This window comes from Nostoc sp. ChiQUE01b (genome assembly GCF_034531255.1).
GTDB lineage: Bacteria > Cyanobacteriota > Cyanobacteriia > Cyanobacteriales > Nostocaceae > Nostoc.
Genome location: NZ_JAVRBM010000125.1, coordinates 1 through 17,841, shown reverse-complemented (window position 1 = coordinate 17,841; position 17,841 = coordinate 1). Strand labels below are relative to the sequence as shown.

Annotated in this window: 12 protein-coding genes and 1 pseudogene; 3 read left to right on the top strand and 10 right to left on the bottom strand. The window is 42.3% G+C overall.

Translation table 11 applies throughout. The annotated features are described in order from the left end of the window. Window positions 1–211 precede the first annotated feature (211 nt). The 5 genes from RMY63_RS38760 to RMY63_RS38740 form a co-directional block, all read right to left on the bottom strand. Window positions 212–772 carry a Uma2 family endonuclease gene (locus RMY63_RS38760; protein ID WP_322733756.1) on the bottom strand — a complete coding sequence of 187 codons (561 nt, stop codon included), beginning with the start codon at window positions 770–772 and terminating at the stop codon, window positions 212–214. A 204-nt stretch (window positions 773–976) separates the two neighbouring features. Beyond that, window positions 977–1,537 (bottom strand): Uma2 family endonuclease, encoded by a 561-nt coding sequence (locus RMY63_RS38755; RefSeq protein ID WP_322733755.1) that lies wholly within the window; start codon window positions 1,535–1,537, stop codon window positions 977–979. A 120-nt stretch (window positions 1,538–1,657) separates the two neighbouring features. Then, on the bottom strand, window positions 1,658–5,146 hold the full coding sequence (locus RMY63_RS38750; RefSeq protein WP_322733754.1) for a pentapeptide repeat-containing protein: 3,489 nt from the start codon (window positions 5,144–5,146) through the stop codon (window positions 1,658–1,660). A gap of 659 nt (window positions 5,147–5,805) precedes the next feature. Next, complete coding sequence (locus RMY63_RS38745) at window positions 5,806–7,575, bottom strand: WD40 repeat domain-containing protein (RefSeq protein ID WP_322733753.1); 1,770 nt, start codon at window positions 7,573–7,575, stop codon at window positions 5,806–5,808. A 425-nt stretch (window positions 7,576–8,000) separates the two neighbouring features. Then, a complete protein-coding gene (locus RMY63_RS38740; protein WP_322733752.1) occupies window positions 8,001–8,396 on the bottom strand; it encodes a hypothetical protein in 396 nt (131 codons plus the stop codon). 206 nt (window positions 8,397–8,602) lie between these two features. On the opposite strand from RMY63_RS38740, the gene RMY63_RS38735 reads away from it, so the two are divergent. Beyond that, on the top strand, window positions 8,603–9,352 hold the full coding sequence (locus tag RMY63_RS38735) for a dienelactone hydrolase (RefSeq protein WP_322733751.1): 750 nt from the start codon (window positions 8,603–8,605) through the stop codon (window positions 9,350–9,352). A gap of 11 nt (window positions 9,353–9,363) precedes the next feature. Beyond that, window positions 9,364–10,041, top strand: a complete 678-nt coding sequence (locus RMY63_RS38730) for an SDR family oxidoreductase (RefSeq protein ID WP_322733750.1) — start codon at window positions 9,364–9,366, stop codon at window positions 10,039–10,041. Window positions 10,042–10,141: 100 nt separating this feature from the next. Here RMY63_RS38730 and RMY63_RS38725 read toward each other — a convergent pair whose 3' ends face one another. The 3 genes from RMY63_RS38725 to RMY63_RS38715 form a co-directional block, all read right to left on the bottom strand. Next, window positions 10,142–11,194: an aromatic ring-hydroxylating dioxygenase subunit alpha gene (locus RMY63_RS38725; protein ID WP_322733749.1), complete on the bottom strand. Its 1,053-nt coding sequence runs from the start codon at window positions 11,192–11,194 to the stop codon at window positions 10,142–10,144. A 183-nt stretch (window positions 11,195–11,377) separates the two neighbouring features. Further along, window positions 11,378–11,815 carry a secondary thiamine-phosphate synthase enzyme YjbQ gene (locus RMY63_RS38720; protein ID WP_322733748.1) on the bottom strand — a complete coding sequence of 146 codons (438 nt, stop codon included), beginning with the start codon at window positions 11,813–11,815 and terminating at the stop codon, window positions 11,378–11,380. 71 nt (window positions 11,816–11,886) lie between these two features. Beyond that, on the bottom strand, window positions 11,887–13,101 hold the full coding sequence (locus tag RMY63_RS38715; RefSeq protein ID WP_322733747.1) for a pyridoxal phosphate-dependent aminotransferase: 1,215 nt from the start codon (window positions 13,099–13,101) through the stop codon (window positions 11,887–11,889). 450 nt (window positions 13,102–13,551) lie between these two features. Here RMY63_RS38715 and RMY63_RS38710 point away from each other — a divergent pair, with 450 nt between their 5' ends. Continuing rightward, window positions 13,552–14,067, top strand: coding sequence for a hypothetical protein (locus RMY63_RS38710; protein WP_322733746.1), 516 nt, complete (start codon window positions 13,552–13,554; stop codon window positions 14,065–14,067). A 185-nt stretch (window positions 14,068–14,252) separates the two neighbouring features. Here the strand turns inward: RMY63_RS38710 and RMY63_RS38705 are convergent, their stop codons facing one another. Next, window positions 14,253–14,471, bottom strand: coding sequence for a hypothetical protein (locus RMY63_RS38705; RefSeq protein WP_322733745.1), 219 nt, complete (start codon window positions 14,469–14,471; stop codon window positions 14,253–14,255). A 230-nt stretch (window positions 14,472–14,701) separates the two neighbouring features. Next, window positions 14,702–17,290: pseudogene (nrdJ, locus tag RMY63_RS42040) on the bottom strand (ribonucleoside-triphosphate reductase, adenosylcobalamin-dependent). Between the last annotated feature and the right edge of the window lie 551 nt (window positions 17,291–17,841).

The following is a 17,841-nucleotide window of genomic DNA, read 5'->3' as shown; positions in this document are numbered from 1 at the left end:
CTCTCTAGTTAACTTTTCGTTACATACTTGAGATTTTTCCCGCCCACTTACTTACAAAGGCAATGAGTTTAAATAATCGATTTTGAAGTCTCATATTTTTTGATAAATTCAATCCATCTTTACTTGCACGACAATTCAGGGTGTGTTAGCGATCGCCTACTCTTAAAGCTTGCTACACCTTGCATTCTTCGTTTCTGACAGGTGCTAGAAATTATATTTTTGGGAAACCTATGAGGCGATGAACTTGGACGGATACATCAGGAAAAACTAGGGGGACAATAGTACCTGTGGTTAATGTCAGTTCTGTTGTGTATTGCCCATTTTTTAAGTCTCGAAATACTTGTAACTGAAAATTTTTGAGATTGATAACCCAATATTCAGCAATGCCTGCTTCTGCATAGATGTCTTTTTTCTCACCTAAATCTTTGCTCAAGGTGGACTTAGAAAATTCAATAATCCAGAAAATATCTTCAGGGTAGGGATGGTGTTCTAGGTAAACTTCACCTAAAGGTTTGACAATAGCAACATCGGGGACAGGTTCTGAGTCGTTGGGTAGGGTGATGGGTTTTGCATCGCGGATTTTTGCCCGTTCACCAAGCAGTGTGCGAAGATAATCGGCTGCTTCGGTATTGTAGTAGGCATGGGGTTCTCGTTCTGGGGGCATAATTATGAGGTCGCCGCGCAATAGTTCAATGGGTTGGTCATCAAAGATCCCTGCTGATATTGCTCGGTGATAGCGTTCAATTGTCCATTTATAGGTAGTTACCGTCATAGCCTTTTCTACCGCTTCGAGAATAGCCTTATACTATTTTGGATTTGAGATTTTGGATTGGGAGATTACGTCCAACTCAGCCAACCAAAAACTTGTTCTACAGTCTTCTAAAGTTAGTTGGGGTTGAGTTGCGATCGCCATAAGTAAATACCATAGAGGGGAATATCTTCAATTATGTGCATTAGCGATAATCAGAAGATATTTTCATGTCAAACTCAGCCAACCAAAAACTTGTTCCACGGTAATTTCTAATTCGATACCCTCAAGAATGGGTAATTTATCAGTACCTTCGTATAATTCCACTTGCTGTCCACTAAACACTCCGAGCACGCTTTCATCTTCTGGGTTGATTAACCAGCCGAGTTCAGTACCATTGCGCGAACAATGCAATAACTTACTCAACACTTTTTTTAATCTTTGGTCTGGGGAAAGAATCTCAATTGCCCAGTCGGGATTAATTTCAAAGCGATTAACAATTCTGCCAGATGGAGTTTTAGGAATTCTATCCCAGCGAAACACAGACACATCAGGGACGATAGATGCACCGCCAAAGGTGCAGCGCAGTTCTAAAATAGCTATAGCAGTTTTCTGATTTCTCACTAAGCCGTTAATAACTTCACAAAAAGTTGTCTGAATCAGACCATGTTCGCCTTGAGGCATGGGTTTTTGAATGATTTCTCCGTTAATAAAATCTGATGCTGGTTCGGTTTCCGGCAGTTTGAGAAACTCGTCTAAAGTTAGTTGGGGTTGACTGGCAATAGTCATAAGTAAATAGCATAGAGGGCAATATTTTAATTATGTGCGTTAGCGATGATCGCCTACAACGTCAGCCCAATTGCACTAGATGTAGAGACGTTGCAATGCAACGTCTCTTGAACGGATACATCAACCCTCAACCTGCCGCAACTCCTCCAATTCCTCTGGTGTGAGGGGATTATTTCCTGACTTTAGTGCTTCTATCCAGCGTAGCCGTCGCCGCTTCATATCATTTAAGTAATCAAGTGTGCCACTGTCTACAGCAGCCTGAAAATCTTCTAATGCCCCTGCCAAGTCGCCTGTTAGGACTCTAGCAAGCCCGCGACTATCTTGATAGCGTTTATTATCAGGGTCTAAGGTAATTGCTTTTTCACAGATGGAAAGAATATTTTTAGCATAACCGTGCAAACAGCCAACCCAGCAAATGCTATTCCAAAATTCAGCAGAGTTTATCAAACTAGGGTCAAATATTTGGGCTTGCTTGAAAGCTTCCTGTGCTTCTTTAATTTTGCCTTCTTTTACCCAACTTATGCCCTGATCCCAGGAAACCGCAGTTGCAAAAGCTTTGTCTTGTACTAACTCTGAAGATACACCTACTGCTTCATGTACCCCTCTCGCATTAAACCATTTTGTCTTGCTGTCCCAAACAACTGCTTGGAGGTTGGTACCGCTGAGATTGGCATGGCTGAGGTTGGCATCACTGAGATTGGCATAGCCGAGGTAGGCATGGCTGAGGTTGGCACCTCTGAGGTCGGCATGGCTGAGGTTGGCATCACTGAGATTGGCATGGCTGAGGTCGGCATGGCTGAGGTCGGCATGGCTGAGGTTGGTATCGATGACGGCGCCGTCATCATGTAAGTAGAAATCGCTGAGGTTGGCACCGCTGAGATTGGCATAGCTGAGGTAGGCACCACTGAGGTTGGCACCGCTGAGGTCGGCATGGCTGAGGTTGGTATCGATGAGGTCGGCATGGCTGAGGTTCGCAAGCCTGAGGTTCGCAAGGCTGAGATTGGCATTGTAGAGGTTGGCATCGTTGAGGTTGGCATCGTTGAGGTTGGCACCGTTGAGGTCGGCACGGCTGAGGTTAGCACGGCTGAGATTGGCATCGTTGAGGTTGACACCGCTGAGAAATAATCCTAAGTTGTTTTTAAAGGTAGAGGCACTCAGGCAGTGACTATAGCCGATAATATGAAGCAAGCGTTCTGAGTCAAATTGACCAGTATTAGGTTTACCGCAGGGGTAAAAGTTAATTTTCTTTTTGAGGTCGTTTTTTGTTTGGGCATAGCGATGCAACGCTAGCAGCACAATCATCACATTCAGCCCTGTATACACATCCACCTGTCGCAATCCCAAGTGATTTTCTCGCTCTAGTAATTGCTCCCTCAACTGTTTTTTCTTCATCTGAGGCAGGTTTACATCGTCTGCATCAATAAATTCGCCATCGCACCAACGAAAATAGAATTGCTCTAATCTTTGGAACAGTCTACACAAGCGTTCCACCTCGTGAAATTCTGAACTCTCAGCCAACAACCCCATCAAATATTCGACAATCTCAAGAGTTAAATTCCCATAACCTAATAAATCGTAAATCTGCCTATCCATCACGGCTATGCTAACCAAGTCTTCTTCCCGCTGACGCTTGCTTACCTTGGTTGTCCAATCTACAAAGCTTTCTATTAACCGTTCCGCGAATAAAAACTCGCTAAAACTCTTGTGAACAAACTCAACTGAACCGCCTTTATCACCGGAGGCTGGTTTAATATAAAATGCCGTCAACAGGTTATTGAGTAGCTTATCTTGTTGATTTTTTTGGGAGGTATTCTCCTGTCTGGCATCCTGAATTAACTTTGCAGCTGGGTTGTTGCTGTCTTTGAGCCGTGCTTCTAACATCGTCACTCTCGCAGATTCATTCCCAGACTGCACCACACACAAAGCGGCTTCCGTGAGAAATTGCCGTAAATCCTCACTCTCTAATCCAGTCAAGCGGGAGTTATCATTTTGATTTTCACTGTCACGCTGTTTTTCTAGTACCCACTTCACCGATTCGTCATAGATGCGGATTTTTGCCTTAATAGCGTCTGCACCTGTAAACATTTGGACATTGAGACGGTTCTCTCGGTGCATCCGTGCCAGTAAATAAAGCAGTAAAGGTTCTCGTGCTAGGTTATCTTTGACTTCATTAGGGCAAGCCTGCAAAAATTCTTCAAACTCACTCTTGTTAACTTGAGCCGCAATTGCCCATTTTTCCAGCCATTTTCGCTGAAGTGAGTCATCCATTGGCTGAAGTTCGACGCGCTTCAAGCTTTTGGTTTGTGAAAGTAGCCGCTCAATTCCTTGTAGCGCTAGGGGACGACCGGTAACTAAAAACTGATGCTGACAAAGGCGGTCTTTCTGAAACTGTTCCACCTGTTCCAGAAATTCTTTCAAGCCGCCACTAGCTCGTCCTTCTAGTAATAACTCGTCAAACCCATCTAGTAAAAACAAAAACCGCGTATTTTTATCGGTCAGCCAGCCTGAATCACTGGTGACAAAATCAAGGTGTTGTAAATAGTTCTCTAAAGTATCAGTTAAGTTATTTTCTAGTACCCGCAAATCTCGCAACCGAATCTGAATTGGGGTAAAACTCGGATGTAATTCGCGCTGTACCCAATCGGCAAACATCCGACAAAAGACACTTTTGCCTCGTCCGGCTTCGCCCTGAATAAACAAAACTTGTTTCTGTTTTGTATCTGGGTCATTCAGTATTCCCTTAACCCACTCTTCCAATTCAACATTTGCATCGTCTTTGGCATCTAGTTCTTTGACTTGCAAAGATACATACAAATCCCGAAAAGTAATATGGGTTTCATCAAAAATGTTTTCTTCTGGCTTTGGTTTAATTACTTGTTCTAAATAATCTTCAATATTCAGATTTTTCTTTAGCTTTTCTTTTCCTCCGGCGCTATACCACTTCCAAAGTTTGTCCGCTTTCTCTCCGACTTCTACCAATGCGTCTTGCATCTTGTCATCGGTGTGACGCGCTACCCTTTGAGTGAAGGTTTTTGCTTCTGTCTCGGATAATCCGGCTTCTTGCAAGCGTTGCTGTAAAATCTGATTAAATGATTCTGCTAGTTGAGATTCGTGAAAATAGAGAATAGCTTTTTTTACTTCCCGCGCATCAAATTCTTGCTCACCTAATTTATGAATCTGGAAAGCTAAAGTCTCAGAAGCTTCACGGTTTTGATCAATTTTCTTCAGTAATTCCGAATCTTGTTTGAGAATATCCTGAAAGCTATCTATGTAAGCAGCTTGACTAACTAGTAGCACACAGTTTTCTAAACTTGGCTCTTTATGGGTTGCATCAACAATGAACTTTAGGATGGTAATGGCGACGGGTGCAAAAGGAATTACTTCTTTGGTAATTTGACCGAGAGGAGAATTAAATACATCTAATAGCGACGAAATCTGCTCTACATAAGGTTTGAAGTTTTGAACATTGGGTTTTTGCTCTTTAATTGCTTTTGCCAAATCAAGTACGGCTTTAGCTGCTTCGGCTCCTGTCTTTGTTACCTCTACGCCTTGTGTCCAGTTCAAATCCTGAATGTTTTGCAAAAACTTCCAGAGTTTCGTCATCGCCATAGACTATTCTCCAACAGCATCAATTTGGTAAAAAGATAGTTGTATAAAACTTCTCGTTTGTATGCAATAGATTTTGACCTCTCTCCAAACCTCTCTTTTAAAAGGAGAGAGGCTTTGAATCTTACTCCCCAACGCTAGTAGGGAAGGGGTTGGGGGTTAGGTCTATATTAAACTCAATTAAGAACCGCTATATTACTTAACTCATAGTTAACCAGTTAAAAACTTGTTTAACTGTCAGTTTTAACTTAGTATCTGTGAATGTAGGCAACTGATAAGCTATTGTATATAATTTCACTCGCTGCTTGGAAACGCTGTTAGCAGAGTTTTAAGTTTCACACAGAGGCGCAGAGGCGCAAAGAGTTTTTAAATTTTGTTGTTCACGAGTATCAAAGACTCTCCCGCGAGTATCAAAGACTCTCCCGCGAGTATTAAAGACTCTTGCACGAGTATTAAAGACTCTCCTGCGAGTATCAAAGACTCTCCTGCGAGTATCAAAGACTCTCCTGCGAGTATCAAAGACTCTCCTGCGAGTATCAAAGACTCTCCCGCGAGTATTAAAGACTCTCCTGCGAGTATCAAAGACTCTCCCGCGAGTATTAAAGACTCATCAACAGAATTCAAAGACTGGATAATTACGAATTACGAATTACGAATTACCATTAACTTCGTTGCCAAATTTTAATTGTCTTATCCAAACTCCCGCTAACCAACATCTCGCCGGAAGCTGTGAAAGCTAATGCTGTGACTATATTGCCATGACCTGTAAACGTACCCAGCAATTCCCCGGTTTGTAAATGCCACAACTTGATAGTTTTATCAGCACTACCGCTAGCAATAATTTGTCCATCGGGACTTAATGCGATCGCATATACTCTATCTCTATGTCCTTTAAGGGTATGAAGTAATTCCCCAGTCTCCAATTGCCAAACTTTAATCGTTTGATCCCAGCTACCACTCACGAGTAGTTTACCATCTGCACTGATTGCTAAGGAACAAGCGATGTGAGAATGACCCATGAGGGTATGCAGTGGTTGTGCATCTTTTAAACTTTTGATTCCTGTTTGGGGTGAGGTGCGCCAAACTTTGATTTTGCGGTAGCTACCTGTGACTAGAGTTTCGCCATCTCGACTCAAAACTAGGGAATGAGCAGCTGTATCATCTAAGGAAAGTGCGATCGCTACCTGACGTTGCATCAAATCCCAAAAAAGAATTTTTCTATCATCTCCGCCCGTCGCTAACATTCTCCCATCTGGAGTAAAGGCAGCACACCGCACGACCCCATTATGTTTGTGCAAAATATCTATCAAGTCTAAAGCGCCTACGTGCCAAAGCTTAATTGTCGAATCTGCACCGCAACTCACTAAAGTCTGTCCATCTGAACTAAAAGCTAGGGAATTCACTTCATCCACTAGCCCAGATATTACCCAAGGATACTCTGATAATGTCTCTATTAATTCACCCTTGCTTAAATCCCAGAGTTTCGTCTCTCCCCGACTACCACTGGCCAATATGGGTAAGGCTTTGCCATTGTTACACGCAGAACTGAAAGCTAGGCAATTAATGCCTCTAGTGTGTCCTTGCAAAGTCTGCCAGCATTCCCAGTCACCGACTATACCCTTGAGACAATGTTCTGATGGTAGAGTCTGTATTGTATCTGCGATCGCTCTTGAGTTAATTACTGGCGACGTGTCTTTTTTGCCCATAAGTGATTCTAAATACCAACTTAACCCTCCTGCATACAACAAATTACTCGGAGTGACATACAGTTTTGGTTCGCTAAATTCAAGTTGATTTGTAGGTAAAAATCCTGTTATTATGCTTTGCTTTTCGTAACCTAAGTTACCTGTAGATGGATAAAATAAACACAGAAAAACTAATACTTGGTAATTTTTTAAATCTTCTTGAGTAACCGACCACCTAATTTTGTCTTTCTTAATACCATTAAAACTTTCTCCATCAGCAACGTAAACTTGAACACTTAACTGAGGACGATCCTTGAGTATATAAGGAAATTTACTTTCGCCACCCAAATTTCCCTCATCATCTAAAACCATGTTTTGCAAAGTATCTTGTGACACCTTTTTTACTAACTTGCCCAAGCGTTCAGTTATTACCCTCTCAACAATATGCTCCCGTAAAAGATAATTTTGGGCCTGTTGTTGGAAGTATTTGGGAAAAGGTATCGTCCAGTCAGGAGGCTCAGGATATTCCGGCGGCGTCGGCGGCGGATTTTTGGCGAGAACTTCTGCTTCTTGGCGAGAAAGTTCTTGGAGTCTAGCCAAAGGCTCGCCCCAAAAGGCCATAACTTCAGTGTGACAACCTTTAACTTGACTTTCCAGCAAAGATAAGTCATGAGTTTTAGGTTTTTTCACACGTTGAAGGAAGTCAATTTGTTGAGCTTTGAGTAAGCTAATCCAATCCATCTGCATTCCTGCGGCAAACTATTGCATACCTACGGTAAGCTATACAAATGCAATTACTCAAGTTTATAACTTTAGTTAATTAAAAATTCAGTAATATTAACAGTCTAATAAAACACAGCCATTGACAAATGTTTTCGAGAAAGAGATAGATGGATAGCACTTAGACATTTCATGAACTGATGCAGTTGAAGTATATAGAATTAGATGAGATCAGTCAATTCTAACGGAGATAGAGATTGAGATACTGTTTCCGTAGAAACACTTCTAGCTGTAAAGGAAAGTTGAATTTGAGACGGATTTTAAAGGTTGCAGTAACGTTAAGTTAACAAATACATACACAAAAATACCCTAGTGCAGCACGGCAGAAGTAAATCACCCATTCCAAATCAATGAAACCCTTGCAGTATAGGAATTATGAATTATGAATTATTTTAACCTTTGCGTTTTGGTTGTCTGGGTGTAGTACTTAGATCAGAAGAGTCACCAAAAGTATCCCTTGCTTCAATCTGTTTAATTTTCACTTGCAAGTTCAAGTCATCGCTGCTAACAATTGTTTCTAAATTCGCTAATCTCCGTTCTAGCAGTTCTATTTGCTGCTGGTGTAAATAGTTAGTTTTGGATTTTTGCTCATCAGAACGCCAAACAGCAACTGTACCAATAGCTGCGCCACCAATAGCAACTAAAGGAAGAATAGCACCGCTTCTAGTAACGGCTGACAATGGGACACAAACTCCCAGAATGGCTACTGTAATTACCCAAATTCTTGTGGTAGCAGATAATCTGACATCTTGGTATTGTTCTAGATTAGGTTGAGATTTTTTAGCCATAAGTCAATCCATTGAAAAGTTATTTGCTAGACTGGCACAATTGTTTACTAAAATACTTCCTGCCTTTGGGTTAGGTATAATTGCTATTTTAATATTTTTGTAATTATAGTTACCCCGTTATTTGCGATCGCTACATTGGAATTGCCAGGAAAATTTGTACCTGGGCAATATAAAAATTTTCTGAAAATGATATTAGGAAGAACCAGATGACAGTTCGTGCTTTTTTCCAAGCTGCTAAAATTGAGGGTTTCCAGTCTCCTTATGATACTATTCACCTGAAAATTTTCTATCCAGCACAGATGTCGAAGCGTAAGGTAGAACCAAATAGGGAAATTTTGCCAACATTGCTAGCGAAAGTAGAACAGTTACAGTCTGAGGGTATTTTAGCTGGAATGCTTGATCTGCAACGAATAGTTTTAGGTGGACACTCAGCAGGTGGTAGACTAGCAATCGAAAATGCTGATCCCCACTTTTTCCCTCAAGTTGCAGCATCTTTTGGTTATGGTTTACACACTATGGGAGCGTTATTATTGGGGTATGAAGCAGGTACTATTTTACCTTTACCAGACTCCGTACTACTTCTACTGATGGGAGGAACCTGCGATGGAGTGATTGCTTACAGCAGCGATCGCTATGGTATAAGTCCTGGAAATACTACCACTCCAGTCATCCGTACATTCCAAGAAGCAATTACTGGCGGCCGAAATGACAGCTATCTAGTACTTTTGGAAGGAGCAAATCACTTTTCGATAGTTGATCCGCTAGACTCCACCCTAGATACACCCTTGTTGGACTTTCCCGCCACCCAACCTCAAGAAAGCTTCCGTTTGCTGATGGGTGAAATCATTAGTTTGTTTATTGACACTCATGTTCGCCACCAACCAGAAGCATCGCAGTCGCTTGAGCAATTATTAAATACTGCCAATCCTCTGATAAAATCCTTTGAGCGTAAATAGTTAAGTTTATTATGACAAATGGATCTTACATTTTTCTGGCAGGAGCAAGTCGCGGTGTTGGTCGAGAAATTGCTCAATATCTCACAGCGCAACAGCTAAAAGTCAAAGCACTCCTGAGAACAGCAACAGTTGCTACTGAACTTGAAGGAATCGGTATTGAAGTAGTTCTGGGAGATGCCTTGAATCTTGGCGATGTAGAACGTGCCATCCAGACAGATGAACCTATTCACACCGTTATCAGTACAATTGGCGGTTTACCATCAGATGTAGAAAGACCGGATTACCCTGGTAATAGAAATCTGATCGATGCAGCAGTTAAAGCTGGAGTGCAAAAGTTTATTCTTGTATCTTCCATTGGTGCTGGCAATAGTGTTGTTGCTGCCTCACCCCAAGTTTTAGAGGTACTGGGAAAAGTTTTAGCTGAGAAAGACAAAGCCGAACAACACTTAATTGCCAGTGGACTTATTTATACAATCATCCGTCCTGGTGGACTAAAGTCAGAACCAGCAACGGGTAATGGCGTTTTAACTGAAGATCCGCAGATTATTGGTAGCATCAATCGTGCAGATGTCGCGCAGTTAGTTGGTCGCTGTTTAAATAGCGATCGCGCCAATAATAAAATTTTGTCAGCCGTAGATCGAAATATGCTGTTTGGACAAAGAGAATTTGCCGAATTTACTTTGGAGTAATTTAGGACTTACGCAAAAAACCTCTCTAACTCTTATTCCTCTGTGTTCTCTGCGCTCTCTGTGGTTTGATTTTGCGTGACCTGTGCGTAAGTCCTATAATTTAAGCACGCCACCGGAGTATTTGACCCTTGACAGGATTGACAAATTCTCGTCTTTCAGCCACAGATCGAGCATACTCCCGCTTCAACTGGTAGTACCACTGCGCTTGCATATCTGAGTCTTTAATCAGCCGCAGCACAGGATTATATTTCAAACCAATCTGCTGCTTTTCCACAACAGTCCGGTCTTGGCCAATGAAAGTCCGCGCCAGCACGTGTAACAGTGGCTTGAAAAATCCCACCCAAGGAAGTGTCCAGTAAAGAGCAAAAGTTACCTCCGTTTCTGTGTCTGAAATCGGTGTAACTGCCGTTAAATTAACGACTCGATTATTACCAATAGTAGTTTCTTCAATTCTGACTCCAGGTAAACGAAAGGAAATCTCCGTTTCCGGGACACCACCGCCAATCAGCCAATATAATCGACCCCCATTCGCTGGTAATCGGTGTCGTCGCATCGTAAAGCCGTAGGGCGAAGCATCAAACTGCTTTACTTCCTCATGCAATTGCTCATTTCGCCACCACCAAGCGCGATGAACATAAGGTGAATGAGCCGGGTCCATCAAACCTACTACGGCATGATCTATAAAACAAGGGAATTTTACCACCTCTACGAACTGGTGAGAGCGATCGTCAAACCCTGGAATTACCGGAATTTCCATCTCAGATGCCGATTGAGGGTTATCGGGATCGGGCATATATATCCAGATATTTCCTTGGGCTTCACGAATTGCATAAGACTGCACGTCGAAGCGACTCAAATCCATTTGCTGCTTTTCTACAAGAGAAGGTATTGCAGTACAGCGCCCAGCAGAGTTAAAGCGCCAACCGTGATAACAGCATTCAACTTCCTGCCCATTAAATCTCCCACAACTCAAGGGCACACCACGATGGGGACAAATGTCCGTCATTGCAGACACTTTGCCATCCTGGCTGCGAACTAACAGCACTGGTTCTCCTAAGAAAATGCGGTCGATCATCATACCTGGCTTGATTTGATTGCTGGGCAAAGCATAGTACCAAGTATTACGTAATACAAAATTATCGTTATTTTTCATAACTAATGGCGTCTACCTTTGACACAATGAAAGTCTTGGTTTGTGGAAAGGAAGGTGATGCTAGAAAACATTCTTTCAAGTTTGAAATTGCTGTAGATAAATTCAACTGATACAGTTGTTGGTCGTGTTCGTAATTTTCTCAGATTTAGGTTTTTCTGGAAAAACTGCGGGTGTGAAGTTGGATTATTCGCCAGAAATTTGTACAAATACCGTTCTTTGACGCGGGCCATCCAACTCAAAAAACAACACAGATTGCCAGGTTCCCAGAGCTAATTTACCATCCACAATGGGAATTATCTCACTCGTGGTCAGCATCATTGCCATTAAATGAGAGTGAGCATTAATCGGCTCATCTTCTGGAACATCTCTTAGATGCAAATCATTATGCAAATAGCTGCCTGACTCTGGTGCTAATTTTTGCAAGAACACTTTTATATCTTTTAATAATCTGACTTCATTTTCGTTGATAGCTAATGCTGTTGTCGTATGTCGAGAAAATACTAAAGCTTGTCCATTTTTAATTGATGTTGAGGCAATAAAATCTTGAATTTGTGGGGTGATATTATGAATATTAATTCTTGGCTCAGTTTCAATTTCAATTAACTTATTAATAATTGACATCTGTTGAATTTTATGTTTGGAATTGCGGACGAGGTACGTGAAGGAGGCAGGAGGCAGGAATTGAATGACTCTTAACTCTTGACTATAGTTTCCAAACCTTGCACTAATCTCTCCATACCTTCTTTTACCGTCTCTTTTTGCAGCGCCCCATAAGCAACGCGTAGGTAGCATCCGTCATCCATGCCAAAGGTTGTACCTGGAATGACGGCTACTTTATGTTCCTGGATTAGTCTTTTGACTAACTCAAAAGCATCCATCTGGGTATGAACTTTGAGGAAAAAATAGAAAGCGCCATTGGCAGGGATAATGGTACATAAGCTTTGTAGACGGTTAAGGGAGTCTAATACTAGTTGGCGTACTTGAGCGATGCCTACGGCGGGCTGCGCCAACGCTCCTATATTACTCTTTAAATACTCCTCTTTTGCCTGCAATGCCCCTAAAGCTGCATATTGAGAAATGACTGGCGGACAAATCAAAATTGTATCCTGGACTTTTTTAACAGCGACAAGTAAGTGTTTGGGAATCACCATATAGCCAATGCGCCAACTGGCAAAACCGTATGCTTTGGAAAGACTATAGAGAGAAATGGTGTATTCGCTACTATTACTAAATGAGCCAGGGGAAATGTGTTTTACCCCGTTATAGGTAAAGTATTCATAAGCTTCATCGCTGATATGATAAATATTGCGAGTGCCTTCGGCACAGCTTCGCTGAACGCCACAAATTTGATTTACTTGGTGCAATGTCGCTTCAGAATACACAACTCCAGTTGGATTATTTGGTGAAATTGTGACCACAGCCCGTGTTTTGGGAGTAATTGCTTGAGCGATCGCATCTGGGCGCAGTTGGTAATTTTCATCTGTCGCCACTAACACTGCACGACAACCAGCCATTGCGATCGCCATTTCGTGATTGAAATAGTAGGGCGTATTCAGAATAATTTCGTCGCCTGGGTTAGTGATCGCAAGAATGGCATTCATAAATCCCATATTGCTCCCTGCTGTCACAACAATGCAGTTTTCCCCGTTGATTTCAATGCCGTTGAAGGCTTGCAATTTTCTGGCAAGTGCTGTCAGTAAAGGAGGAACTCCCTCAACTGATTTGTATAAATTATTAGCTGGTTCGGCTAAGAATTTGGCTAAAAATTCTATAGCTTCATGTGGTGGGTTGTAAGAAACAACACCTTGTCCTAGAGAGATTGTTCCAGGAGAGTTTTTAATCAGTTCCCCAACCACAGGAATAATTGGCGACTGTACCGCCTGCATACGAGAGGTTAGGGATTCCATATTTTCTTGCCTATGTACCTGCCTTTAGTATCTCTTAATAGGTGAACACCCAACTAGTACAGCACGGTGGAAGTTTACCCACCTTTAACAATTGATCAAGCCTAAACCTGATTAATTGAGATGGTACTTATATTTACGTAGTAGTGTACTAGTATTTTCCTTGTTTGATATGATAATATTGTACAAGACACTACGCGAATATACTCTTATAGCAGATAAAAAATGAATTCTTCCCTCTGCCATATAAACATGTGCCTTTGATGGGTCAAGGTTCTATCCGTAATGCGGAGTTGCTGATATCGTTTCTTCGTGAAGTTGTATATATTTACTCCCATCTACATCGTTTATCCAAGTGATTGGGGAGACTACAAGAGGGGCTTGTTATATGTATCTTCACCCAGGATTGGTATGAGTTAGGAACAATACAAAACCAAAGGAGTAAGAGAGAGAATGCGTCTGAAAAAGCTAGTCAGCTATGGAATTTTTGTGGTGTTGCTCGTCATCGGGTTTAGTTTCACTTCAATTGCCCGTGCTTTTGACTATCCACCCCCAACTCAGAAGATTGCGATCGCCCAACAGACGAGCGATCTGATGTTCAACACTTTGTTTGCAGCGCTGACACAGGAGTTTGACGAGACGACGGTAGAAAACGTGGAGCAGGGTAAGCAGTCCATCTCTCTGATATTTAACGATCGGAACAAGGATATGCGGTTAGTCGGCACTGTTGGCCCGCTTCGACAAAACGATCGCCCCAGCGACAACTTTGAGCGTCAGGCAAACGCGCTGGCGATGGCAGGGCAGGCATATACATCCGTTCAGCGTGTGGACAATAAATGGTACTATCGACGCTCAATTCCCCTCAGCAACTTCCGGGCAGAGTGTGCATTGTGCCATATCAATTTCAAGCCTGGCCCCACGTCAGACCGAGTTGGTGCGCTGATGCTCAGAGTGCCAATCAACCAGTAAGTGATACCAATTCAAAATTCACGCATTCAAAAATCTAGATTTAGCATGGGTTTCAAACTTGGCATCTGTCGCATTCTTTTTTCAAATTGGTGTGACTTCCAAAAAATAAAATAATTATTGTAAAAAGTAGGAGTCAGTGCTGACTCCTACTTTGTAGTAAATTCAACTATGTCAGGTTGGAGTTTTTAGTCAATAGAAATCTGCTGAGGACCAGTGGCTTTGCCGTTATGTGCGTCCGTTGTGTTGCTGGTGTAACTATTTGAGCGAGTCTGTTTATCCAGCCAGCTTTTAACCGGATCATCTGCAAGATTAAGCCGAAGCACACCAGAGAAAAACCCACCCACAAATGAGACTGGATGCCCAGTAAATTCTTTGAATATAGGTGACAATTCATCAATGAACATAAAAAGACTCCTGGCACTGCCGTAAAAAATTATTACTTCTTAATTGATCGTAACGTGTTACGGCATTGGGTATAGGGTATTGGGCATTGGGCATGGGGGAGCCAGTGCGTTGGGCGGCTCTGCCGACTTGAAGCAACTGGCGTCATGGGGCATTGGGTTTAGTAGTTCCCTTGTCTTCTTCATCTCCCCTACTCCCTACTCCCCATTCCCTACTCCCTGATCATTTCGTGTTATGAGCTTGGTTGCTGATCGGGAAACATACACTTATCAGAATCACAACCACTAGGGCCAGCCTCTGTCATTTCGCCTAAATCGTAGCGGCTTAGTACTGCACAGAAATCATCTGTTTTGCGCCGTGCTTTCACCTCTTGAGTTAAGCGATCGTAGGTTGATTTATTGATTGGTTCAAATGGCAAACGTGGGAATGATTGCAAATCGTCAAAACGCGCTAAAAGCGCCGCTGAAATATATCCTTGATCATTCTGGATGGTTTCGTAAATGCGCTGTCCCAAAGGCTCGATTTCATCAGAGCGAAGTTCCAAAGTAGCTGATGTGTTGTGAGTCACATACCAACGTTGAACCTGGAGGACAAAATCAAATTGGGCTAAGACTGAAAATTTAGAAACATCAATTTCATCAGCCCCTGGTAAATCAGCCCAAGTCACAGAAACAGGGATTTCCACTAGCCATTCACTCACCCGTGAATCAAAGGGATCGTTAAGCAAATTGCCTTGTTCATCTTTGTCTGATTGAGAGGGAATGACGTTGTAACCATAGTCAATACAAGCTAAGGCTACTGGATCATTTTTACCGAAGGTGATTCGACGAATAAATCTTTGCGCTTTCGGAGGATGCCACCCTGAACTAGCATTAGTTAATAAAGCTTTAGTGCCACTGGGTTGGACTGTAGTGCAACGATTTGGGCGCTTGAGATTGTGGCGATCGCAGTAATCCCAAACCACCCGATGTACAATATCTTTCCAGTAACTTAGATATTTTTCTTCCTCACGCTTGAAAGCTAATCCTTGTGGAGTTGCGGGCCTTCCTTCTTCCCACCAGCGCAGCCAATCAACACCAAAAGCATGGACAAAGAAATCAAATAAACCTGTAAAAGAAACTCCCACAATCGGGTCTAATTCACGGCTGTATTGATAGCGTGGTTCCAAGAATTTGTGATTTAAAAGTGCTGCTACAGATAGCGCCCCAGCAGTGAAAGCTTCTTCCTGTTCTTTGTAGTTATGTGGGTCGATTTGATTGAGGTGAACCTCTGACAAATTGCAGTGGAAGTTACTACCGATGATTTCCAGATTTGTTACCCTAGAGGCTTTTTATCCTCTAGTTCTACTGCTTGATTATTCGCAGTAGTTCCGCGTACATTTTGCAGATGTGACTTCAGATAATAAAAGTATTTTTCACATCCGCCCCCGCACTCTTGGAGAGATTATATTCTAGACACCAATTTTCGATGTAGTCTAGTTTCACTCTCTACGCTGTACGGTGTCAAAGGCTTTTTACTTCCTTTGATTACCACGGGATTAGCATCTCAGCTTTCCCCGTTTTTGCGAGGTTTTTAACGTGAGGCAAAATCAATTACCACACGGATTTAAACCGTAACGAGCTAAACGATGTTCTAGCTCATTAGCGTCCAGATTTGGATAACGTTCTTTTAACCACTCTTTTGCTGTTCCTTGTTCATAAGCTTGCAAAAAATGAACTTTCAAAGCTTGTGTTGGCAGCAAATCAATGTTTGATCGCGCTACGGCTTCACCAGCCCATTGAATCGCTCCCTCGCCGCTGTAATATTGTTTGCGGACAGCACCAACACATTCTTCTAAGGTCGGCTTACAGTGAAAAACTCTGGTATGATTTGCCATCCTGAGTGCATCACGCTCTGGATCGATTCGCCAGTTGCCATTTTCATCTTGCTGCCATAAGTTATCTTTGGCATCGGCAAACAAACTATCTTCGCTAGAACCTTGCCTCATACCAGCTGATCGCCTAATGTTACCGGCAACAATTGTTACAGCTGCTTGATCGATTAACAGACAGCATTCAACTGAATTTAATTGTCGTCCTACAGCTTTATTCAAAATAGATGCACAACGCTGATAAAGTCCGGGTAATTTTACAGGATTAGCAACTCCTCCAAAGCCGTTGAGAGTTTCTCCTGATTTGCGGACATCGCTGATATCAACTAATACTTCAACTTCTGTTGAAAATTGTTCATCAGTAGAGAGTTCTAATAAGGCTTGATATGATTCAACCCAACCTTCACGACTATCTCCAACGTGAATAATGACGTTATTGCCTTCTATATGAGTTTTAGTATATTCACGCCGCTGTTGGACAGGAGTGCTGCCAATTTCGCCTTGGACAGTGACATTCAGTTGATTGCGAATCGGAGGCAACTGGTTAATAAATTGTGGTTCTATGACGGCTCCAGTACCACAGCCCATCATTGCCAGATCCATCATTAAGCCAAAGGCACTCCAGTCTTGGAGATTGGTAGAGGTGCAATTATAAGCCCCGGAAAAGTTCTTTGGCTTGGTTATCCAGTCTGTACCACCAACCCAGAGCCAGCGCCCACTAGGCATAGCTTTCAAGTTGCGCTGCATCTTATCCAGTGTGACAGCTTCTTCTTGAGTTAGCTTTCCCAACTCGACTAAGGCGAGTATAGTGCGATCGCATACCTCATCCCATGTTTCCCTTAGTCCCGCCTTTGTCCGGCGGCTATAGGTTCTAAAAAATACGGGATTAGCAGCCGGTGCAGTTTCTGGAAACCTTGCACTCTGGCGTGTTCTTTCGAGATTCTGAACCATATATTAAGTGTCTTGCGTTCTTCTTGCGTGCGGACAGATTATGACTATACGCCAAGTAGTTTTAGTATTAAAGATTGTCAAATTGTCCACTTTACGCTAGCGATAAGCCGTACTAATTACAACAAAAATTTATGATGTATAATGTCTCCCACTCTTGGGTAAGAGATATATACTCAGTTTTAATTAGCACGGATTAAGTTATAAGTAAATTCTCTCTCTAACCTCATATTCAGGCTGATTATCACTATTAGAAGCAAGGTGCGACGCCAAAAAGCTTGTCGTAGATATGGCTCACATCGCTGCACAGTTTTAGGAAGATAGAGAGCGATCGCTTCTGAATTTTCACTATGAACCAGAAAACCTTGTTTCCATACAACAAGCAACGCGCCCAATTGCTAGCAAAAAGGTTGCGATCGCTCGGCATAGATCCTGATTCTCTCACCTGAATTGCTGTCAACACTCATTCACGAGTATTAAAGACTCTCGCGCGAATATCAAAGACTCGCCGATGAATATCAAAGACTCTCGCGCGAATATCAAAGACTCGCCGA

Excerpts from the sequence above, each read along its gene's own strand:
- RMY63_RS38755 (WP_322733755.1), bottom strand. The coding sequence starts at position 1,537 with ATGACTATTGCCAGTCAACCCCAACTAACTTTAGACGAGTTTCTCAAA.
- RMY63_RS38705 (WP_322733745.1), bottom strand. The coding sequence starts at position 14,471 with ATGTTCATTGATGAATTGTCACCTATATTCAAAGAATTTACTGGGCAT.
- RMY63_RS38745 (WP_322733753.1), bottom strand. The coding sequence starts at position 7,575 with ATGCAGATGGATTGGATTAGCTTACTCAAAGCTCAACAAATTGACTTC.
- RMY63_RS38735 (WP_322733751.1), top strand. The coding sequence starts at position 8,603 with ATGACAGTTCGTGCTTTTTTCCAAGCTGCTAAAATTGAGGGTTTCCAG.
- RMY63_RS38725 (WP_322733749.1), bottom strand. The coding sequence starts at position 11,194 with ATGAAAAATAACGATAATTTTGTATTACGTAATACTTGGTACTATGCT.
- RMY63_RS38760 (WP_322733756.1), bottom strand. The coding sequence starts at position 772 with ATGACGGTAACTACCTATAAATGGACAATTGAACGCTATCACCGAGCA.
- RMY63_RS38730 (WP_322733750.1), top strand. The coding sequence starts at position 9,364 with ATGACAAATGGATCTTACATTTTTCTGGCAGGAGCAAGTCGCGGTGTT.
- RMY63_RS38720 (WP_322733748.1), bottom strand. The coding sequence starts at position 11,815 with ATGTCAATTATTAATAAGTTAATTGAAATTGAAACTGAGCCAAGAATT.
- RMY63_RS38710 (WP_322733746.1), top strand. The coding sequence starts at position 13,552 with ATGCGTCTGAAAAAGCTAGTCAGCTATGGAATTTTTGTGGTGTTGCTC.
- RMY63_RS38715 (WP_322733747.1), bottom strand. The coding sequence starts at position 13,101 with ATGGAATCCCTAACCTCTCGTATGCAGGCGGTACAGTCGCCAATTATT.
- RMY63_RS38750 (WP_322733754.1), bottom strand. The coding sequence starts at position 5,146 with ATGGCGATGACGAAACTCTGGAAGTTTTTGCAAAACATTCAGGATTTG.
- RMY63_RS38740 (WP_322733752.1), bottom strand. The coding sequence starts at position 8,396 with ATGGCTAAAAAATCTCAACCTAATCTAGAACAATACCAAGATGTCAGA.